The following is a 20,012-nucleotide window of genomic DNA, read 5'->3' as shown; positions in this document are numbered from 1 at the left end:
TTATAAATACTATCTAATTCGACCGATTATGAACAGTGTTTTATTATCATGGATGATTGTGTGTCTAAGTGCCGATTACCCGCTGTACTTTGGGTGACACGAATTCAACCCACATGCGAATGCTTACCTAACATAAACTTATCGAGTAGCGCCTGTGGTACAGGGATAATAGAGTATCGAATGAAGGCAACTAACGTCACTATCGCAACAAAACTGCCTAAAACAAAATCATGCACATCAACCAGCACCCAACCAAGGAGCCTGTCACTGATAATCGCAAGTAGACCGATGCTCACCGCGACCATCCATTTACGGTGATCATAAGGTAAATATTCCATCTTTTGGCTCACGATATAGAGCAGTAACAATCTCACGGCGTAAGTGCCACAGAGCACCATCACAACTCCCCATACTTCATAGATAGGTGTCACAACAAAATAACCAATGGCTGCTAAGGCTGCACACCCACCCTGTATCCACATTTGCGATTGACTTGAGTCACCACTAAAGCAGCCTAGATTAAGGTAATCCCCTGCACTCTTTATTACACCAATAGCCAAGAGTGCCACGACGATAGTCCCCGCGTACTGATAACTACTTGGTAGAATCAAATCAATAAATCCAGGTACAGTGAGGATCATCAAACAGCCCAAAACAATGGCCAGATTAACGCCTACTAGCGCTCTCTCCGCACACACTTTATGACCACCGGATTGTTGAAGCATGGCAACACGATTTGGAAACCACCAAAGCGCATAAGGCTGCAACAGTAAGCCTAGAATCAACGCAAACTTACCGCTGACCGCATAAATCGCAAGCTCTTCAACGCCGACGAAACTCGCCATCACCCAACGGTCTAGCCCTGTAATCATGTATATCGAAGCACCACCGACTAACGTGGGTAACCCAAATTTTAGAATCTTAGCAGAGTACTTGAGGCTGCCAAATGTACCCATCTCTTGCCATTGATAACGTAATAAACACAGCATCAACAACACACTCGACACCGCGGAAGATATCAGAACACCATCAATGCCATAGCCTGCTTCCAGTAGGATAAAGGTCATTGCTGCTTGCACACTCGCCTTCAATACATTGAGCATGCAAAAACGTTTGGCCATCGCATTCATTCGCATCAATGTTAGCGGGATAGAAATCGCACCATCTAGCATGGTAGGGATCAATAGCAGTAGGATTTGATAAGGCTGGAACTCGACTGGCAACATCAATAACAACAGCGGCATACTAAGAGCTATTAAGGCACCTCCTAACACGCAGACTAAAACACTCAAAGTGAAACAGTTGGAGACAAGCTTTCTCTTTTCTTCACCCTCAGCCACCCCCACATATCGATACATTGCCTCAACAATACCGAAACTAAATAGGATCGTCCCTATATCAGCCAGCAAGACGATGGCCTCTAATGAACCGTATTCAGCCAACGTCATTTTATGGGTGATATAGGGGATCATCACAAGTGAGATCCCTTTCATCATCACAATACCGATGGCGTAATAGGCGGACTGTTTTAGTGAACCCATAGGAGACACCTATTCCCTACCATGCAGGCGTTAGGAAACTCTTACAGTCCCCAAGAAGATGTCGTAACGTTCGTTTTTGAGGAGCCAAAACTAACGAACGGATACTGTATGAGATGGCCAGTCGGTTTTTTTGTAAGCCTCGATAATAGTCAGCGTAACCTTCCAGAATTCTTGCTTTTGCGATTTTGAAACTCGAAGTTGGTAGGTCCCATCGTTGACTGTCATTTTGGTAACGCTGGAGAATAGCTTCTATAGACTGCAAATTTCTCAATTTAAGGCTTTCCGTTTGGGTAACGGAACTCGATCTCATCAAGTAGCCTACTTGCACTGAGTTCAATACACCAATCTGATGATTTTCACTCATTCGAAGCCACAACTCCCAATCTTCTGCGTATTTGATATCAGGGTTGAAACCGTCTGTTTGAGAAAACACATCCGCTTTCACCATGACCGTCGATGTGCCAATGACATTGTTTTCAATAATGAACTCTAAAGGCTTCTCGATATTGATGAACAGCTCGTCTTGATCTTGAAACTGCGACCAATAACTAAAGCAATCGACTATCACTTGGTAGTCTTCAGTGAGATGTTCGTAATTGGTAAAGCTCATCGCGAGGTCTGGGTATCGTTGGTGAAATTCGAGTTGGTGTTCGAGTTTTTCGGGTAGCCAGAAGTCATCAGCATCTAAAAAAGCAATGTATTTACCCGTTGCTTTCGCTATTCCAAGGTTTCTTGCTTGAGGTGCGCCAACACCCAAAGTGGATAAGGTAATAATGCGTTCATCGTCTATCGACGCGAGATACGTAGACGTTCCATCGTTACTGTTATCGTCAATGACAATGAGCTCAACATCTTGATGAGTCTGCTTTAGTACGCTGCCAATTGCTTTCGGCAGGTAATCCAAGCAGTTGTAGGTAGGAATAACAACACTTACTTTAGCCATAATGACGCCCTCAGATTTATACGTTATATGGCTGACGTTGCATGTTCTATGCCGAGAGTTTCTAGCTACAAAATCATTTCTAGATCAGCCACCTACGCGTCCATTCCCAAAATGACGACAAAACGCATCAGGTCGAAAAACCTACAACTTCAATTTGACTATCAATTTGAGAAAACGGGACACTTCTAGGTGGGTAGCCTTCAAAAAACCATTGAAATGCCCGCCAAAGCTACGATTAGATCTTGGTTCGTATCTTGCTTTATTGGTTATTACATTGGCTTGATCGCTTTAATCGCTTTAATCATATGGATTTGAGGAGTAAGGAATGAAGAAAGTAGCATTTGTGGCGCCAACCTACCCTGTACTCAGTGAGACCTTCATTCAAACAGAAGTCGACTCCTTGAAAGATTGTGGACACGATGTCTGTGTCATGACCTTCAAAATTGAAAACAGCGAAAAACAATTTGACTACGACATTGTCGAAATTGGCAAAGACGTTCAGATGGGTAAAGTGACCCACATTAACTGGCTAGGGTTGTTCAAAGCTATCTCATTTATTTCTAAGCAAACCAGTATGCCTAAAAAGTCACTGTTCGCTTATGGATTTAAATTAGCACTGCAACTCGCAGAAAAAGACGTAGAACACGTTCATGCACATTTCTGTCAGCACACCACAGCTCACGCTATCGTAGCAGCAAAGCTTCTCAATATTACTTGCTCGTTTGTCGCTCATGGCCACGATGTTTACGAGTTTGCTTATGATATTGAACAGAAAATCTCTTCGAGTGATTTTGTGGTCGCTGTCTGCAAAGACATGCTCGCGGACTTCAATACTATGGCGAAAGGAAACGTTAAGCTCCTACACTGCGGAGTAAATACCAAACAATTCCAACTCAATCCAAAAACTGAAACGAAACAACTTCGCTTTGTTTTCCTTGGCCGGTTAGTTGAACAAAAAGGTCTCCACCACCTTATTGATGCATTAGCACCGATAGCCCAACCTCTTGACATTCATCTTGATATCATCGGTACTGGTGATTTAGAGCAACAATTAAAACTGCAGGTAAAAGAGCAAGGGCTCACTCGAAACGTGACCTTTCTTGGCGCCAAACCTAACGAGTGGGTGAAAGAGAAACTGTCGAACTATGAGAGCCTAATCGCACCATTCTGCTTTTCTGAAACAGGATGTGTGGATACCGGACCACTCGTTTTAAAAGAAGCGATGGCCGTAGGCACACCCGTCATTACGACCAACATCATGGGATGCAAAGAGATCGTCTCACCTGAAACCGGTTTTGTGGTTAACGAAAAGAACGTTGAGGAATTAAGAGAAGCGATTGAGCGTTTTGCACAGTTGAGCAGCAATGATAAAACGTCAATGGGATTAAAGGCACGTCAGAGAGTGAAGGACAGTTTTAATTCGATAAAACAAGCTCAGCAATTATCTCGCTGGATAGAAGACCCGGCTCAATAGTAGCTAACTAAAGTAGCTAATTACTACTAAGGCAACTAATTAACACTTAAGAAACTAAGCACCACCAGCTTCCACAAGAAAAGCAAAGCGCTACATCAACTTCAAATGTAACGCTCAATTTAGCATCTTCTACCTAATTATGAGATCTTCGGTTTTCAGTAACTTTTATTAGCTGTTCATTAAGAAGCCTAGCTAGCCAGCTCGCAGTGCCAAAATAGATTCAATATCTTCGATATCACGATATTGAGTCAGTTGTTGCTCTTGCGATGAAATAGCCACAATCGACATTCTGTCGGCCAATTCGTTACCTTCAATACCAACGTGCCCATTCACATGGTAGATGGTAATTTTTGAAGCCAGTTCTTGGTAGAGCGCATAGGCAGGTTTAATAATATCGAGGTTTTTGATCTCGCCGCCCGACTTCGTCCAGCCCTTTTTCTCCCAACCAGTTGCCCACTTAGTAATACAATCTATCGAGTACTTAGAGTCACAATAAATCGCAACAGACAAACCTGAGTTTAACTTCTCTTTTGCGAGTAAAAACGCCTGTTTAAGGCCATGTAACTCGGCGGTATTGTTGGTACCAACAGGCTGATACAAGCCATACCACAATTCTGTTAATTGGTTGTTTTGGTAAACCGCCAACCCCGTCCCTGCTTCACCAGGGTTTGGCTCACAAGCACCATCGGTAAAGATCTTGATATCAAAAGGCATATCAGTGATTTGCTGCTCTGAAAGAGGCGGCACCTTTGCTTTCGTCGACTTACCCGTAGAGCTTGGCTTTGTAGCCGTAGACCCTGACGCAGACGACGTTTTACCACCGAAAGCAGACTCAGCCTCGCCTAGTGTTGGAAACGATCTATATCTCGCACCAGCAAAGCCATCAACTTGCGCTTTACACTCGTTCCAAGTGGTAAAAATACCCGGTGTGCGACCGTTCCAAACCACATAATATTTCTTAGCCAAACTAACTCCTTACCAAAACCTAAACACACAAACAGTGAATCAGTACATTAGATGCCACCACGCTATACGTTGCAAGGTCTATCACTCTAAAACAGGTCTAAAAAAACTGCGTTCATAACTCACGATGCAATCCACTTCATCTGCAAATTCAAACGCTTTAATACACTCAGCATCGCTCAGCGACTTAATTCGATACTCTTCATAAGCAGCCAAACTTTCAAAGGTAAACAGCGCCAAGGCAATATTGTTCGCCCCTTCCGACGGTAAGAAATAACCATTGTGTTGGCCTCCAAATTTAGCGACCAAAGGAATCCACATTTTTGCGTATGCCTCAAACTCATTTACCTTCTTAGGATCAATCACATATCGAACATAACAAGTAATCATATTTATATAGCCTTTAAATCATGGGAGAAACATAAAACCTAAATTGAAGCTCAAGAGAAAAGGTAATCAACCGCAACGAGGTTATAGAACAAAAACACCGCCATGCTGACGCCGATCGTTAGCAGCACATTGCCTGTTTTCCAAATCAGCAAGCCAGTCACCACCGCACCTATCAAGTATGGGTTTTCAAGGCTTGGCCAAAATGTTTGTTCAGGAGCAAATACAATGGGCCCCCAAATCGCTGTCAGTACCGCTGGGCTTGAATAGCGTAATAGGCGTCTTGCGGTTTGATTGAGCCGAAGCGGGATTGCAGGTTCTAAAAACAGATACCGACTAAAGAAAACAATCGCAGTCATGAGTAATATCGTTAACCAAATCATCTCTATTTCCCCTCTACGATTGTCTTGTTACCGTTGCTTCGCTCTTGGAACGATTCGCTGAAAAAGCCCGCTAACATACCGGCAATCGCTGCAATCATTAGTCCACCCTCAATATTGTTAACCGACATGGCAACCGAAGTGACCAGAGAAACAACCACACATACCACGACGGGTAGAGTGCGGATTAATGGAAAAACCAAAGCGATAAAGGTTGCTGCAACCGCGAAGTCGAGCCCAATTTCGTTGAGTGACGGAATTTGACTACCGGCGACAATGCCAACAAAGCTCGCAATATTCCAAACAAAGTAAAATACCCCACCTACACCAACTGCGTACCAACGATTAAATTCCTGCTGAGATTGCCCACTGCAAATCGCAAACAGCTCATCGGTAAGCCAAAATCCAAGTAATAGACGCCAGCGCACAGGAAGGTGACTGATTTTGTCGCGCATCGATACACTGTATAAAAAGTGCCTTGAGGTAATGAACAGTGTGGTCAGAAGCATAGTACCTAAGCCAATACCCGCTTTGAACATGCCTGCAGCAACAAGTTGTGCCGACCCTGCGAACAAAATAGCCGACATCGCTTGCGCTTGAAGTTGATTCAATCCGGCATCTATCGCATATGAACCGGCTAGAATTCCCCAAGGGATTACCGCAATACTCAAAGGCATTCCCGCTAAAACGCCCTTCCATAACTGTGTTCGTCTATCCATTGTTTCACTATCCATATAATTCTTTTTTCTCTCACATTGGCTATTCAATGTAAGAGGAGTTGAGTCGGTTCGATTGTACAAACTTGCTCAATTTCATGCCCCAATTCACCGTACCTTAGCCGCACTTAACACAAGTTAGCCATGCCTTAGCCACGCAAGTTTAGAGCATTTTGACGTATTGCCCCGGCGTGTAGCCATTGGCCTTTTTGAAGTGTCGATGAAAATGGCTTTGATCATGAAAGCCACATTCTTGAGCGGTATCTGAAATGGTATGCCCTTGTTTCAATAACTTACGCGAAAGCCTTAGCCGAGATTGGATCTGATACGCATGCGGCGGAAGACCAAACTCTTTTTGAAAGGAACGTACTAAATGATACGGGCTCAAAGCCGCTAACTTTGACAGCTCCTCTAAGGACACATCAGCTTGTGGAAAGTCATCTAAGAACTCTTTCACTAAGACAAGTTGGCGCTGAGTTTTTCCATCTAGTTGGGGTTTAAGCGGCGATTTTCCGTGTCGGCTAATCAGCTTAACCAACATCCCATACATCAATGTTTCTCTTAATAAGCGGTTATCAGATTCATCAATCGTGTTGAAGACTAATCTCAATTGATTGGCGAGCTCAGGGTCTTCTACAACCGCTCTTGGGAAGTATGGTGCACCGTAGTTAGGTAAGTTTAACTCTTGAGTGATCTTGGCAAGTTGCTCTGGGAGTGGATACATCGCTCGATACGCCCAACCGCCTTCTGTGGCAGAGTGCCCGCTATGAACTTCATCGGCATTCACGAGAATAATCGCATCTTGTGGTGCAATATGATGTCCGCCCGTTCGATAGAAACGCTGAGCGCCTTGCTCAATAACCCCAAGCGTGTAGCCCTCATGGCTATGGCGCGAGAAGTTCTGCTTCTCGTATTCAGCATTAAGGATTTCAAGGCCACCGAACTCTTCCGTTATCTTATATTCGGCCTTTTCTTTAGAGCGTTTCTTGTTCTCCATAACGATTCCCAAGCCTGTTAATTATCGAGCGACTTATCAGTCTACTCTATAGGCTCTTTCAACTTTTGTACAAAATTGCGCTTTTGTTTGTTAATACTGCTCTTATCGTTGCTTTAGGCCCTCGCGATATTGCTTTCTAACTGAGAGGAAAGTCTAGGTATGCCCCGAGTTGGCAATAAATTGACAAATTAGTAAAGAAGTCATGGCAATACTGCCTTCTAATCATCGGCAATAGACCTGATACACTATGAAAAACACGCTAATCCTTCTCTTTTTCTTCAGCCTAACTGGGTGTACTCACAACCAGTCGAAAGCACTAAGTATGAATTCCTCCCCCGTTAATACATACCCACAATCAATGTCGAACCTACAACTGTGCGACACCTTGTATTACGGTAGACCAAGTAACCAAACACTGGCTGCAATTGGTAGTGAGTTTAATCGAAGAGGGTTATCAAAGAGTTGGTGTGATACCGAAACCAACAAGCTTTATTTGACAAAGACGATTGATTGGGTAGCTGAACAAGTCGAAGACAAGGAAGCTTCTGAGGAAGAGGCACCTGCTACTGTGCTACCTGCGAATTGAGAAAGATACGTAATTTATCCTCATTGAATACGCTAGCAGTGCTTCTAAAAATAAAACCAGAGCAAACTTATTGATCTGCATGCCTTTGCTCACATCAATATGCATTCGCATTGATAAATGTTAACAATTAGTTAATCATCGGTATCCTTTATTACTATAAGGAAATAACCAATGAAATGGATACTTGTTGCATTCGTCAGTATTTTCTCTGTGTTCACATACGCAAAAGATTGGAAACAAATTCGCTTTACTGTTGAAGGAGCTTACCCACCGTTCAGTTGGACAACGCAAGATGGTGAATTAGAGGGGTTTGAAGTCGATTTAGCCAACGCCTTGTGTATCGAATTAGAAGTAAAATGTATCATCTCAAAAACTGATTGGGACGGTATTATCCCATCACTTTTAAGCCGTAAAAACGATGCAATTATAGCGGCTATGACAATTACCGAAGAACGTGAAAAGAAAGTTAACTTCACTATCCCCTACGCCAAAGTTCCTACTCGTTTTGTGATGAAGAAAGATCGAGAGATCAATATGAGCGACGAAAGCTTGAATGACCTAACTATTGGGGTTCAGCGAGCAACTATTGGCGATAAGTACCTTTCTGATATTTACCCAGATGTAGACATTAAGCGTTACAGCTCATTCGACGAAGCCTTTACCGATTTACTCAACGGTCGTCTCGATACCGTATTTGGTGGCTCTATGGGGCTCAATGCGGGTTTTCTTGAAACAGAACAAGGTAAAGACTATCACTTTACAGGCCCTAAATTCACCGAAGAGAAATGGTTCGGACGTGGTATTGGTGTAGCGGTACGAAAACAAGACAATGAACTCAAAAATCTTATCGATAGTGGAATACAAAGACTGATCGACAACGGTCAACACCAAAAGATTGCTAGCAAGTACTTCTCATACAGTATTTATGAATAGCCTAGCGCACAGAATGAATGAGCTTCACTGATGAAAATTGTTGTTTAATTTTTGGAAAGCTTCAGATAGCAAAAAGCCGCTCATTAAGAGCGGCTTTTTTAAGGGGTGGGAACCCAGCCACATCCCGGCACACAAGTCACTCGCTGCGGCTGCTCCCTTCCAGGCCTGACCGAGTTCACGAGCTATTGTTGCGGGAGGACCAGGCCCCCATAGATTCGTTTTCTTAGAGGCTTGCCTCAAAGAGTGATTGGATTATTAAGCATCACAGCAACCATTGCAAGCCCTTCCACCCTATTTTTGAACAATTGCGGTCTAAGTGCTTATCCTTTATTCAAACCACTAGAAAATCGCAGGTAAATTCACCATTTACCTGCATTTGGAAGGTTTGGATTGCTGAAGTACTAGACATCGATGTCTTCGTTATCTTCTGTGCGAATGATGTAGTCTGTCATCCACGCGGTGCCTAATAGACACAACCACACCACAAAGACAGGGCTTGGTACTTCGATACTTGGAGTAATTACCAGAGCCGCAAAACCGACCGTTGGCAGTGTCCAACACAGTAGCTTATTCCAGCGGAACGTTTTCAAGCGCGTCAGCGTTTCCATTGATGCCATGATGCCCGTTATACACAAGGCCACCAAAGCAGCATAAGGTAAATCGGCTATCCATAATGGAAGTATTAAGCCTAATGACCACCAGCTGTGTCGGCTGGCTGGCTTAAGATGATTGGCTGCCCACCAAATTACGATGATAGATAAGGTCTGAAGTGTGGTAACCCACGGGACGCCTTCAAGCTTGCCTGCTGATTGCGTGACCATGATCCCGACCTGCAAAGTAGTCACAATCAAGCCGGAAATAATCACGACTGACAAACTACTGCGTCTTGAGAAGACCACCATCAATAGCGGAAATAGTACCCATGCACTGACAGACAGCGTAATGGGCTGCAAAGGAAGGGTTAGACCATAAGTGGTCATGGAAATAAGCAAAGCTAATCCTGCTATGCCCCCCTGCGGTAAAATCCATAAAGCAGGAATTACCATTGCAAGCACAGGGATGTCTCCCTCACTTAAACTGATTGCTCTCGCGCAAACAACCGCTAATAATGTGGTTATCAAGAACTGAAACGTTGAAAATACCATAGCCCTCTCCTTCTACCGATCCGTGGTACCATACCAATCGTAGTAATTAACTGGTCCCCCTAGCTTGTTAAAAAGCTCGATAACCTCGTTAGATTTTTTGATTGTAGAATAACTACTTATCGAAAAATCTGTCTTGTTCTCAAGCTTTTTCCCTGCGCTATTTTTGAACACTTACTTACTGTGATTGGTATTTATGAACTAGGAACATTTAGTATGGACCAATTTTTGAGCCAAATCTTTGCTGTGATTCACCAAATTCCATATGGAAAAGTAACAACTTATGGAGACATAGCACGTTTTTCAGGATTTCCGGGCTATGCGCGGCATGTTGGTAAAGCGCTTGGTAACCTACCAGAAGGTAGCAAACTGCCTTGGTATCGAGTGATAAACAGCAAGGGAGAGATCTCTTTAAAGGGTGATTCGTTCGACCGACAAAAGCAGCATTTGGTCAAAGAAGGAGTTGAAGTGAGTGATGCAGGAAAGATCAAACTCAGAATATACAAATGGCAGCCCTAAAGCTGCCACTAATCGCTAATTCAACTGACTAATTTAAGCCAATCAAGATGCCTTAACGTTGGCATCGACTTTGAATTAACGAACACCAACCAAACGTAGGTCTGCTTGCTGTGTATTTTCTACATCAGTAATTACCGACTTAATAGTGTCAGTAGTGAAACGCAGTTTTCCATCAACATGAATTGTCGCGCGCATGTTGTAACGGTGGTTAGCTTTAATCTTGTTGTTGTCGTAGCTCAGTTCGAATGCGAACGGTACTTGCTTACCATCAGTGGTGAACTCTTGAGTTGCGATAACCGTCGATGGTGCGTCAGCCAGTGAGATGTCTTCTAACGTCACAGTAACCACTGCATTCTCTGGCAATGCAATTCTTTCACGGTAGCTTACTGTTCCTGAAATCACTTGAGTGTTCTCTGCAACCACTTCTTGAGAAGCGTTTGTTTCTGATGTTGCTTGGCAACCCACAAGTAGGCCAAACGATACTAAAGACGTAATAAGAATTAGAGCCTTTTTCATATTCAATTTCTCTCAACATGTTTGCCGGACTCGGCAAATCTACTCAGCAATTATAAGAGAGCTTTCATATTCTGTCTCGAAACCCTATGATTTATTGACAGATATCTGACTAAGCTAAATGATTAACACCATAATCTGACACCTATTTTACCAAGAGGCATGCTGGCGATGAGTCAACCTTTAAAAGAATTACTCAATTTACTTCAGCTAGAGAAACTAGAAGAAGGTCTGTTCCGCGGGCAAAGTGAGAACCTAGGTCTGCCACAGGTATACGGCGGTCAAGTATTAGGGCAAGCGCTGTCTGCTGCTCGTTACACTGTTCAAGACGACCGCAGTGTGCACTCGTTCCACAGTTACTTTCTATTTCCCGGCGACCCTGAAAAACCCATTATTTACGATGTTGAGAACCTAAGAGATGGACGCAGCTTCAGTACCCGCCGTGTTAAAGCGATTCAGAATGGTCGCCCTATTTTCTATCTCACGGCTTCTTATCATGGCGATGCGCCAGGCTTTGAACACCAAATTGCTATGCCAGATATTCCTGGACCAGAGAACTTTGCATCTGAAACTGAATTAGCGAGCCACATTGCGGAATTCTTACCAGAGAAACTACGCAAAACCTTCTGTGGCGAAAAGCCGATTGAGATGCGCCCGGTGACGGTCGTGAATCCACTCAATCCTAAAAAGACGGAAGCGAAACAATATCTTTGGGTAAGAGCAAATGGCGCGATGCCAGACAATCAATTGATTCATCAATACCTGCTTGCTTACGCATCCGATTGGGGGTTCTTGGTTACGGCACTTCACCCTCACGAAGTCTCTATCATGACACCAAACTTCCAAGTGGCGACGATTGACCACTCCATCTGGTTCCACCGCCCATTCAAGATGGATGAATGGCTGCTTTACGCGATTGAAAGTCCAACGGCAGCTAACACTCGTGGCCTAGTGCGCGGCGAGATCTTTAACCAAAAAGGTGAGCTAGTAGCGACGGCAGTACAAGAAGGTGTGATGCGTTTTACTAAGTGACGAATAATTACTTCTAAATTGAATAAACAAGCCACATCAAAATAGAAAAAGGCTAGGTGTCACACCTAGCCTCTTTCTATTAAATATGACAACTCACCAAACTAGAAAACCAAGCCCTAACTCCCCTATTCTGCGGGTTCAAACTCGCCTTGTACGCGAGTTTTTATACCATCCCCCGCATCTCGCAATAAGTTAAATGGTGATAACACTACGCCTTTCACCGCCCCTTCTGCGGCTCCCTGAGCGAGCTCTTTACTCTTATCAGCTAACAAATTAGCTTGTGCCAAAATACCCGGAACTTCCGCTCGTAGCATTTCAGATTCAGTGACAATGACAGGAATAGTCTGTTCACGGTAAGACTTACTTTCCGCAAGCATTGGTGGCATTACGTCGACGCGATATCGTTTTAACTCAGTTAATGTTGGTGGAATAACATCAGTTCTTACCTGCTCAACTTCCGTTCGAACATTTTTAACTTCATCTAATATCGCAGGGATTTTGTTGTCGACCGACGCTACGGTTTGATTCACGTCATCGATGGTCTTTCTCACCTCTTCGACAGTATCTAAAACTCGAGGGGCTAGCTCGTCGACATGAGATGCAAACTCTAGCCACTCTTCAACTTTAAGACCTTTAGTCAATACCGATAAATCCTCAATAACCTGCGGATAGGTATCGACAATATCACCGACTTTATTGGTGAATGAGTAAATGGTGTAGCCAAGGTAAAAAATGGCGATCGCCAATACTAGTTGGATAGCGGTAGATACTTTTGCAAACATGAATAATCCTTTTCTTTATCGCAGGGGCGATATCTAAACTGACATGATAGTTAATGAGTAACTAGGCGTAGCTTAAAGCGGCAATGCTGTCGTGTACTTCAATGGTTCCATCGCAAATGTCGAGGTCACATTAGAGATACCATCAATACTATTCACCAAGCGCTTGTAGAAATCATCAAAGCACTTCATGTCTTTAACCTGAACCTTCATCATATAATCATATTCGCCAGCCATGCGATAGAACTCCATCACTTCTGGAAATTCCGACACGGTATTCACAAAACGCCCATACCACTCATGAGAATGATCACTGGTTTTCACCAACACGAACGCGGTAAAGGAAAGGTCCAATTTTTCCGGGTTCAGTAACGCGACTCTTTTCTCAATAATGCCGTTCTCTTCAAGGCGCTTAAGCCTTTTCCAACAGGGCGTTGTGGTGAGATTGACCGCTTCAGAAATATCGTTCAATGACAACGTGCTGTCTTCTTGCAGTAACCCTAATATTTTTTTGTCTACAGCATCAATCACACTTTCACCAAATCGAATTTAAAGAGAATAATTTTCTACAATTTAAGCAAAACAAAGCAAATATGGCAAAGTTTTTCTCTCGAATTATAGATAAATTAGAACCATACCAATTACAAAGAATTCCTACACTCGATCAGGAGAACGCTTATGTGCACTGACCATCAATGGATTAACAACGCGATTCGTAAAATTGAAGCGGATTACCAACGCTCAGCGGATACGCACCTTATCAAGCTCGATCTACCAAGTATCGAAGGCATTGATGTTTACCTTAAAGATGAAAGCACACACCCTACAGGCTCTTTAAAGCACCGCTTAGCGCGTTCTCTGTTCTTATACGCTATCTGTAACGGTTGGGTTGGCCCAGAAACAACAATCATCGAATCTTCATCAGGCAGCACTGCGGTATCTGAAGCGTACTTTGCTCGCCTACTTGGCCTGCCATTTATTGCAGTAATGCCAAAGTGCACAGCGAAGAAGAAAATTGAGCAGATTGAATTCTACGGCGGCCAAGCGCACCTTGTTGACCGATCAGATGAAATTTACGATGAGTCTCGTCGTTTAGCAGAAGAGCTAAATGGTCACTACATGGACCAATTTACCTACGCTGAGCGCGCAACCGACTGGCGTGGTAACAACAACATCGCTAACTCGATTTTCAATCAAATGCAGATGGAAGATCACCCAGTTCCAGCTTGGGTAGTAATGAGCCCAGGTACTGGCGGTACTTCTGCAACTATCGGCCGCTTCATTCGCTACCAACAGCATGAAACTAAGCTTTGTGTTGTCGACCCTGAGAACTCTGTCTTCCACGAATACTTCCAAACCGGCAATGCGAACGTGAAAGGCAGTACATTCAGCAAGATTGAAGGCATTGGTCGCCCACGAGCAGAGCCAAGCTTCATTCCTGGTGTGGTTGACGAAATGCGTAAAATCCCAGATGCCGCAAGTATCGCAACCACACATTGGTTATCTGACATTCTTGGCCGCAAGGTTGGCGCATCAACCGGTACTAACATGTACGGTGTGCTTCAGCTAGCCAGTGAAATGAAAGCGCGTGGCGAGAAAGGGTCGATCGTAACTTTACTGTGTGACAGCGGTGAGCGTTACCTAGACACTTACTTCAATGACGAGTGGGTAAATCTGAATATCGGTGACCTACAACCGTATGCGGCAAAGCTAGAAGCTTTCTCGCAGACGGGTGAACTGGCTTAAGTTCATATCAGCCGATAGTTCGAAGTAGAAAAGAGCCCTTGATGGGCTCTTTTTTATATCTTTGATAACCAAATTAGCCAGTTCTATTCTGGTTTTTGCTTCGCTTCAAATGCTGCTAGTTGTTCAGGCGTCGCTTTAGGCTGATGGTTTTGTTTCCACTCATCGTAAGTCATGCCATATACGCGTTCACGAGCGTCATCGATATCCAAGTCCAAGCCTTGTTGCTCAGCTTCCGCTTTGTACCATTTGCTGAAACAGTTACGGCAGAAACCAGCCAAGATCATCAGATCGATGTTCTGAACATCTTTATTATTATCTAGGTGTGCTAACAGGCGACGAAAGGTTGCTGCATCCAGCTTATCTTGTTCTTCTTGAGAAAGATCTTTGTATTTAAATTCAGCCACTTTACTTTCCTTTGGTATTTGTTTTCTTGTATTAATTCGTTGAGCTCTGTGTGTTATACAAAAAAAGCCTGCAATTCGCTAGGAGCAAACGCAGGCTTTTCAATATTGTTACACTATTCCGTGCTCATTAACCGTGACTGGTTCTTCCCACGTTGTCATGGCTAAGCTCTTTATTAAGCTCCGCTTCCACGTGACCCGGAGAGCGTGTTGAGCCAGAAATCAATCGATACATCGCAGGGATTACGAACAGAGTTACCAGTGTCGCGAAGCCCATGCCGAAGAAGATAACCGTACCCACTGCCACTCGGCTTTCATAGCCTGCACCTGTTGAGGTAATCAATGGAATTGCACCCGCTAGTGTCGTGAATGCTGTCATCATGATTGGACGTAAACGTCGAGCCGAAGCATCAATAATCGCCTTTTCAAACTCAATACCACGGTCACGAAGTTGGTTGGCAAATTCTACGATCAAGATACCGTTTTTGGTTACCATACCGATCAACATGATCATACCAATTTGGCTATAAACATTGAGGCCTTGGCTCATCAACACCAAACCTAAGAAGCCACCAAAGATACCCATAGGTACGGTGAACATCACCACCAGTGGGTTAATGAAGCTTTCAAACTGCGCAGCCAATACCAAGTACGCGACCAACATCGCTAGCGCAAACACCACTAGGATGCTCGATTGGTTCTCTTTGAAGTCTTTAGACTCGCCAGAGTAGCTCACAGAGATATCACCCGGTAACTGCTCAATTGCTTGCTCATCAAGGAAATCCAGTGCGTCACCCAACGTATAACCTTCCATTAGGTTCGCTTTGATGGTCACCGATTTCTGCTTGTTGTAGTGTGACAAACGAATCGACGATGCCACTTCTTCAATGTGTGTCAACGTATCAAGCGTTACTAGCTCACCTGACTGAGTTCGCATGTAGATTTGGCTTAAATCGTTTGCGTTGTTGAAGCTGTTCTCATCACCACGCAGGTACACATCGTACTCTTCACCACGGTCAACGAAGGTGGTTTCACTGCGTCCGCCAAGCATAATTTCTAACGTATCCGAAATATCCGAAACGCTCACACCTAACTCAGCTGCACGCTGTTTGTCTACGGTAACCAATAGCTCTGGTGTTTTCTCAGAGTAATCGATGTCCGCACCTTCCATCATTGGTGAGTCTTCAGCGGCTTGCTTTAAAATCTCTGCCCACTTCTGAAGTTCGGAGTAGTCAGAACCACCGAGTACGAATTGAACAGGTTCACTTGAACCACCTTTAAAGCCCGGCATGAACGGGAATACACGCACATCAGGAATGCCATTCAAAGATTTACGAACTTCGTTCAAGGCTTCTTGTGCCGTCACATCACGCTCGTCCCAATCTTCTAGGATCATGATAACGAAGCCTGTTTGGTCGCCCGCATTACCACCAAACGCTGGTGATTGAATGCTGAATGATTTCAAGAAACCTTGACCAAGTAACGGCATTAGGCGCTCTTCAACAATGTCCATGTTGGCCGACATACGGTTATAACTGGTTGCATCGGCACCACGAACAAACGCAAAGATAACACCACGGTCTTCTTGTGGAGTTAATTGCGACGGCACTTGTTGCATTAAGCCATAACTACCCCCCATACACGCGATAATGATGATTGGAGCTGCCCAACGCCAGTTTAGAGCACGACGCAATACCGCGCGGTATCCAGACTCAAGTTTGCCAAATACGCGCTCGACAAACAGGTTGAAACGGTTTGGTTTAACGTTCGCTTTTAGGATTTTACTGCCTAGCACTGGCGTTAACGTTAATGCGACCAGAGACGAGAAGATCACCGACATAGCGAGCAATACCGAGAACTCGGTAAACAATAGGCCAACCATGCCGTCCATGAACGAGATTGGTAGGAATACCATAACCAATACCAGCGTTGTTGCGATTACCGCAAAGCCTACTTCACGAGTACCTTTATAGGCTGCAAGCAGTGGTGACTCACCACGTTCAATGTGGTGGAAAATATTCTCAACCACCACAATCGCATCATCTACCACCAAACCAATCGACAAGATAAGTGCCATCAAAGTGATCAGGTTAATAGAGAAGCCAAAGTAGTACGCCGCAATAAACGACGAGATCAGAGATACAGGTACGGTTACCGCAGGAATAAGTGTCGCACGTGCTTGACCAATAAAGATGTAAAGCACAAGGATAACCAAGCCACCCGTGATAAAGAGCGTGCTGTAAACCTCAGAGATCGAACGGTCGATAAAGACTGTTGAGTCATAGTCGACAGCCAAACGAGTACCATCTGGCAAGAACTTTTGAATTGCTTCGACTTCTTTATGGACTAAGTCAGCCACCTCAAGTGGGTTCGCATCTGACTGAGGCACAATACCCATACTTACGTTAACAACGCCGTCACTCTTAAAGGTCGAGTTTTCGTTCTCTGCACCAATGTAAACATCAGCGACATCTTTAAGGTAAATAGGTGTATTGTCTGAAGCGCGTTTAACGACTAGGTATTCGAAGTCTTCCGCTTCAGTGTAAGAACGAGCGGTACGAACCGACATCACAATCGCATCGTTACGTACTTCACCACCGGGGCTTTCAATGTTCTCACTTTTTAGTGCAGAAGTGATATCCGAGGTAGTAACACCACGACCCGCCATCTGCGCAGGTTTCAGCTTGACGTACATTACTTTGTACAAGCCGCCAGAAATATCCACCGAGCTCACACCAGAGATCAAACTAAAGCGGTCAATCAATACACGCTCGGTGTAATCGGTTAACTGCGTTCGGTCCATCTCCGTCGAGCTTAAGTTGATGTAGACCGAAGCTTCACCACTACCGTTGTTCTTATAAACAATGGGGTCGTCGGCTTCATCGGGCAATGAACGCTGCGCACGAGCTACGGCATCACGAACATCACTAACACCGGTATTGAGGTCGTAACCAAGCTCAAAGGTAATCGTGATACGCGACATGCCGTTACGCGTTGTGGATTCGATCTCATCGATACCACTGATGCCGGATAACTGATCTTCAAGATTGGAGGTTATTTGGCTTTCAATGATAGTGGCAGAAGCCCCCTCATAACGGGTACTGATCGATACCACCGGGCTTTCAATATCTGGCATCTCACGAACTGCGAGCTTGTTGAAAGAGACAATACCAAACACAACCAATAGTAGGCTCAATACGACGGCCGCGACTGGTCTCTTTACAGAAACATCAGATAACAACATTAGTTAGCGCCTTCTTGTACTTTTTTATTACTCGCTGCATCAACTGGGCGATTGACGGCAAGCTCTTGAACCAAGACGCCGTCACGCATGTTCACGATACCTTGCACCACGATCTTCTGACCAATTTCGATGCCTTTGTCGATCACGACTTCGTTGTCGATACGAGCACCTAAGAAAACTTCGGTACGAGTCGCTTTGTTATCTTCGCCGATAATATAAACGAAACGCTTCGTACCTGAATACTCAAGCGCTTGAACGGGAATGATTGGCGCTTCCACTGGTGGGAAGTCCATATTCGCTGCCACTAACATGCCTGGCTTTAGATAATCATTATTGTTATCAAAGTGGATTCGAACTCGAAGGTTCAAGGTTTCAGCGTTAATACGAGAATCAATACCGACCACTGTGCCAGTAAACTGAGTCTCGCCCCATGCGCTGGTGCGAGCCGTTACTTTCATACCTTTAGATAGTTTAGAAAGGTAGCGCTCCGGGATCTGAAGGTCTAACTGCATTACTGACAGGTCATCAAGGGTCACGAGTTCAGTACCTGCTGTCACCATTTTACCGCGGCTAAAGTCGATAAAACCAACAGTACCCGAGAATGGCGCGCTGATGTGCAGATCTTTCAGGTTGGCATTTGCAGCGGCTAAACGAGCGTTAGCGATCTCTACATTGGTTTTCTGAGCGTCAATTTCAGTTTGCGTGATCGCGTTGCGTTTCACTAGTCGTTGGAATTCCGCTAGCTTACGTTTCTCGTCTTTTAGGTACGCTTGCGCTTCTGCAACTGCAGCTTTTGCTTTGTCGTCATCTAATTGAACCAACATCTGCCCTTTGGTGACATCTTGATTGGCTTTGATGTTGATAGAGTCAACTCTGCCCGCTACTTCAGAGGTAATGATCACAGATTGTTCTGCTTCTAACTTACCGACCAACGAAAGAGATTGGCTAACTTGGTGAATATCAACTTGCTCAGTAACAACAGTGACAGTGCTAGGGCCCATGCGTTTAGCTAGTGCGGCTGGAGACGCCATAAGAATAGACAAGCTAAGCAGGGTTAAAACAGATTTACGCTTCATAATAATGGTCTGCAAGTAAGTTTATACCAATCACAGTAAGTAAACGGTCAGAAATAGCGCAGGAAAAAGGCTTGAGAACAAGGAAGAGTTTTCGATAAGTAGTTATTCTACAATCAAAAATTCTAACGCCGTTATCGAGCTTTTTAACAAGCTAGGATGACATGTTATTTACTACGATTGGTATTATTATCTATAAATGAAATTAACCGTATTCTATCAACTGATGAATGCTGTAACGTCAAGAAGTGTAAATCTAGATTAAATTCCATTTACGTTTCTTAGCGAATTACACAAATCAGACACCGTACAGAAAGCCAGTTACCTCAAGGTGTTACCTATTAATACGTAAACCTTAGTACAGATGTTCACTTCCCGAGCAATATGCGTACTTTTCGCCATCTTTGCCCAAAAAGGCAGCATTCAACACAAAACCATAAGAAAAACTCTTTACAGGTTTAACGTGTTTGCTATGATGCGCTCCGCACTTGAGAGATGCGTTGGGAAAAACATCTCTTTAGCCTATCCATTATGAGTTAGGAAAAACACCCTGGAGGGGTTCCCGAGTGGCCAAAGGGAGCAGACTGTAAATCTGCCGGCACTGCCTTCGATGGTTCGAATCCGTCTCCCTCCACCATATTCT

Annotated in this window: 20 protein-coding genes, 1 tRNA gene and 1 other RNA gene; 7 read left to right on the top strand and 15 right to left on the bottom strand. The window is 44.2% G+C overall.

Annotated features, from left to right (window positions below; genetic code table 11):
• Positions 1-104 precede the first annotated feature (104 nt).
• Entirely contained in the window at positions 105-1,541 is a 1,437-nt protein-coding gene (locus QQ041_RS00465; protein WP_285952846.1) for a lipopolysaccharide biosynthesis protein, read from the bottom strand.
• A 16-nt stretch (positions 1,542-1,557) separates the two neighbouring features.
• Positions 1,558-2,484, bottom strand: a complete 927-nt coding sequence (locus tag QQ041_RS00460; protein ID WP_146491760.1) for a glycosyltransferase — start codon at positions 2,482-2,484, stop codon at positions 1,558-1,560.
• 325 nt (positions 2,485-2,809) lie between these two features.
• Here QQ041_RS00460 and QQ041_RS00455 point away from each other — a divergent pair, with 325 nt between their 5' ends.
• Positions 2,810-3,958 carry a glycosyltransferase gene (locus QQ041_RS00455; RefSeq protein WP_146491759.1) on the top strand — a complete coding sequence of 383 codons (1,149 nt, stop codon included), beginning with the start codon at positions 2,810-2,812 and terminating at the stop codon, positions 3,956-3,958.
• Between the two features lie 192 nt (positions 3,959-4,150).
• Here QQ041_RS00455 and QQ041_RS00450 read toward each other — a convergent pair whose 3' ends face one another.
• From QQ041_RS00450 to QQ041_RS00430, 5 genes are all read right to left on the bottom strand, one after another.
• Complete coding sequence (locus tag QQ041_RS00450; RefSeq protein WP_285952845.1) at positions 4,151-4,924, bottom strand: ribonuclease H family protein; 774 nt, start codon at positions 4,922-4,924, stop codon at positions 4,151-4,153.
• Between the two features lie 81 nt (positions 4,925-5,005).
• Entirely contained in the window at positions 5,006-5,311 is a 306-nt protein-coding gene (locus QQ041_RS00445) for an NIPSNAP family protein (RefSeq protein ID WP_146491757.1), read from the bottom strand.
• A gap of 50 nt (positions 5,312-5,361) precedes the next feature.
• A complete protein-coding gene (locus QQ041_RS00440) occupies positions 5,362-5,691 on the bottom strand; it encodes an AzlD domain-containing protein (protein WP_050644634.1) in 330 nt (109 codons plus the stop codon).
• Positions 5,692-5,693: 2 nt separating this feature from the next.
• Positions 5,694-6,422, bottom strand: a complete 729-nt coding sequence (locus tag QQ041_RS00435; RefSeq protein WP_285952844.1) for an AzlC family ABC transporter permease — start codon at positions 6,420-6,422, stop codon at positions 5,694-5,696.
• Between the two features lie 145 nt (positions 6,423-6,567).
• A complete protein-coding gene (locus tag QQ041_RS00430) occupies positions 6,568-7,401 on the bottom strand; it encodes an AraC family transcriptional regulator (RefSeq protein WP_146491755.1) in 834 nt (277 codons plus the stop codon).
• A gap of 247 nt (positions 7,402-7,648) precedes the next feature.
• Between QQ041_RS00430 and QQ041_RS00425 the strand changes: the two genes are divergently transcribed.
• Both QQ041_RS00425 and QQ041_RS00420 read left to right on the top strand, forming a co-directional pair.
• A complete protein-coding gene (locus QQ041_RS00425) occupies positions 7,649-7,987 on the top strand; it encodes a hypothetical protein (protein ID WP_285952843.1) in 339 nt (112 codons plus the stop codon).
• 171 nt (positions 7,988-8,158) lie between these two features.
• The gene (locus QQ041_RS00420; RefSeq protein WP_285952842.1) at positions 8,159-8,920 is read left to right on the top strand and encodes a transporter substrate-binding domain-containing protein; all 762 of its coding nucleotides are present in this window, start codon (positions 8,159-8,161) and stop codon (positions 8,918-8,920) included.
• A 108-nt stretch (positions 8,921-9,028) separates the two neighbouring features.
• Here QQ041_RS00420 and ffs read toward each other — a convergent pair.
• Positions 9,029-9,125, bottom strand: an RNA gene (gene ffs / locus QQ041_RS00415) — signal recognition particle sRNA small type.
• A gap of 196 nt (positions 9,126-9,321) precedes the next feature.
• On the bottom strand, positions 9,322-10,065 hold the full coding sequence (locus tag QQ041_RS00410) for a hypothetical protein (RefSeq protein WP_285952841.1): 744 nt from the start codon (positions 10,063-10,065) through the stop codon (positions 9,322-9,324).
• A gap of 213 nt (positions 10,066-10,278) precedes the next feature.
• On the opposite strand from QQ041_RS00410, the gene QQ041_RS00405 reads away from it, so the two are divergent.
• On the top strand, positions 10,279-10,581 hold the full coding sequence (locus QQ041_RS00405; RefSeq protein WP_060982945.1) for an MGMT family protein: 303 nt from the start codon (positions 10,279-10,281) through the stop codon (positions 10,579-10,581).
• Positions 10,582-10,656: 75 nt separating this feature from the next.
• On the opposite strand, the gene QQ041_RS00400 is transcribed toward QQ041_RS00405, so the two are convergent.
• Positions 10,657-11,097, bottom strand: coding sequence for a YbaY family lipoprotein (locus tag QQ041_RS00400; RefSeq protein ID WP_029222253.1), 441 nt, complete (start codon positions 11,095-11,097; stop codon positions 10,657-10,659).
• Between the two features lie 168 nt (positions 11,098-11,265).
• Between QQ041_RS00400 and tesB the strand changes: the two genes are divergently transcribed.
• A complete protein-coding gene (gene tesB, locus QQ041_RS00395; protein ID WP_048664245.1) occupies positions 11,266-12,126 on the top strand; it encodes an acyl-CoA thioesterase II in 861 nt (286 codons plus the stop codon).
• A gap of 125 nt (positions 12,127-12,251) precedes the next feature.
• Here tesB and QQ041_RS00390 read toward each other — a convergent pair whose 3' ends face one another.
• The gene (locus QQ041_RS00390) at positions 12,252-12,908 is read right to left on the bottom strand and encodes a hypothetical protein (RefSeq protein ID WP_285952840.1); all 657 of its coding nucleotides are present in this window, start codon (positions 12,906-12,908) and stop codon (positions 12,252-12,254) included.
• Positions 12,909-12,980: 72 nt separating this feature from the next.
• A complete protein-coding gene (locus tag QQ041_RS00385; protein WP_017056968.1) occupies positions 12,981-13,436 on the bottom strand; it encodes an Lrp/AsnC family transcriptional regulator in 456 nt (151 codons plus the stop codon).
• A 147-nt stretch (positions 13,437-13,583) separates the two neighbouring features.
• Here QQ041_RS00385 and QQ041_RS00380 point away from each other — a divergent pair, with 147 nt between their 5' ends.
• The gene (locus QQ041_RS00380; RefSeq protein WP_017064069.1) at positions 13,584-14,651 is read left to right on the top strand and encodes a PLP-dependent cysteine synthase family protein; all 1,068 of its coding nucleotides are present in this window, start codon (positions 13,584-13,586) and stop codon (positions 14,649-14,651) included.
• 83 nt (positions 14,652-14,734) lie between these two features.
• On the opposite strand, the gene QQ041_RS00375 is transcribed toward QQ041_RS00380, so the two are convergent.
• From QQ041_RS00375 to QQ041_RS00365, 3 genes are all read right to left on the bottom strand, one after another.
• A complete protein-coding gene (locus QQ041_RS00375; RefSeq protein ID WP_004736423.1) occupies positions 14,735-15,055 on the bottom strand; it encodes a DUF1244 domain-containing protein in 321 nt (106 codons plus the stop codon).
• Between the two features lie 127 nt (positions 15,056-15,182).
• Positions 15,183-18,296, bottom strand: coding sequence for a vibriobactin export RND transporter permease subunit VexH (gene vexH, locus QQ041_RS00370; protein ID WP_285952839.1), 3,114 nt, complete (start codon positions 18,294-18,296; stop codon positions 15,183-15,185).
• Entirely contained in the window at positions 18,296-19,372 is a 1,077-nt protein-coding gene (locus QQ041_RS00365; RefSeq protein ID WP_285952838.1) for an efflux RND transporter periplasmic adaptor subunit, read from the bottom strand. The genes vexH and QQ041_RS00365 overlap by 1 nt, the downstream gene beginning before the upstream one ends.
• A 549-nt stretch (positions 19,373-19,921) precedes the next feature.
• Between QQ041_RS00365 and QQ041_RS00360 the strand changes: the two genes are divergently transcribed.
• Positions 19,922-20,006: transfer RNA gene (locus tag QQ041_RS00360), tRNA-Tyr, on the top strand.
• The last annotated feature ends 6 nt before the right edge of the window (positions 20,007-20,012 follow it).

Source organism: Vibrio sp. TMPB1044 (genome assembly GCF_030442075.1).
GTDB classification, from domain to species: Bacteria; Pseudomonadota; Gammaproteobacteria; order Enterobacterales; family Vibrionaceae; genus Vibrio; species Vibrio satsumensis.
The sequence above is the reverse complement of the archived record's forward strand: the minus strand, read 5'-3'. Positions and strand labels throughout refer to the sequence as shown.

Bases quoted from the DNA above. Each gene is read 5' to 3' on its own strand.
- QQ041_RS00445 (WP_146491757.1), bottom strand. From the start codon at position 5,311: ATGATTACTTGTTATGTTCGATATGTGATTGATCCTAAGAAGGTAAAT.
- QQ041_RS00465 (WP_285952846.1), bottom strand. From the start codon at position 1,541: ATGGGTTCACTAAAACAGTCCGCCTATTACGCCATCGGTATTGTGATG.
- QQ041_RS00405 (WP_060982945.1), top strand. From the start codon at position 10,279: ATGGACCAATTTTTGAGCCAAATCTTTGCTGTGATTCACCAAATTCCA.
- QQ041_RS00420 (WP_285952842.1), top strand. From the start codon at position 8,159: ATGAAATGGATACTTGTTGCATTCGTCAGTATTTTCTCTGTGTTCACA.
- QQ041_RS00440 (WP_050644634.1), bottom strand. From the start codon at position 5,691: ATGATTTGGTTAACGATATTACTCATGACTGCGATTGTTTTCTTTAGT.
- QQ041_RS00425 (WP_285952843.1), top strand. From the start codon at position 7,649: ATGAAAAACACGCTAATCCTTCTCTTTTTCTTCAGCCTAACTGGGTGT.
- QQ041_RS00455 (WP_146491759.1), top strand. From the start codon at position 2,810: ATGAAGAAAGTAGCATTTGTGGCGCCAACCTACCCTGTACTCAGTGAG.
- QQ041_RS00435 (WP_285952844.1), bottom strand. From the start codon at position 6,422: ATGGATAGTGAAACAATGGATAGACGAACACAGTTATGGAAGGGCGTT.
- QQ041_RS00430 (WP_146491755.1), bottom strand. From the start codon at position 7,401: ATGGAGAACAAGAAACGCTCTAAAGAAAAGGCCGAATATAAGATAACG.
- QQ041_RS00390 (WP_285952840.1), bottom strand. From the start codon at position 12,908: ATGTTTGCAAAAGTATCTACCGCTATCCAACTAGTATTGGCGATCGCC.
- QQ041_RS00380 (WP_017064069.1), top strand. From the start codon at position 13,584: ATGTGCACTGACCATCAATGGATTAACAACGCGATTCGTAAAATTGAA.
- tesB (WP_048664245.1), top strand. From the start codon at position 11,266: ATGAGTCAACCTTTAAAAGAATTACTCAATTTACTTCAGCTAGAGAAA.
- QQ041_RS00400 (WP_029222253.1), bottom strand. From the start codon at position 11,097: ATGAAAAAGGCTCTAATTCTTATTACGTCTTTAGTATCGTTTGGCCTA.
- QQ041_RS00365 (WP_285952838.1), bottom strand. From the start codon at position 19,372: ATGAAGCGTAAATCTGTTTTAACCCTGCTTAGCTTGTCTATTCTTATG.
- vexH (WP_285952839.1), bottom strand. From the start codon at position 18,296: ATGTTGTTATCTGATGTTTCTGTAAAGAGACCAGTCGCGGCCGTCGTA.
- QQ041_RS00410 (WP_285952841.1), bottom strand. From the start codon at position 10,065: ATGGTATTTTCAACGTTTCAGTTCTTGATAACCACATTATTAGCGGTT.
- QQ041_RS00460 (WP_146491760.1), bottom strand. From the start codon at position 2,484: ATGGCTAAAGTAAGTGTTGTTATTCCTACCTACAACTGCTTGGATTAC.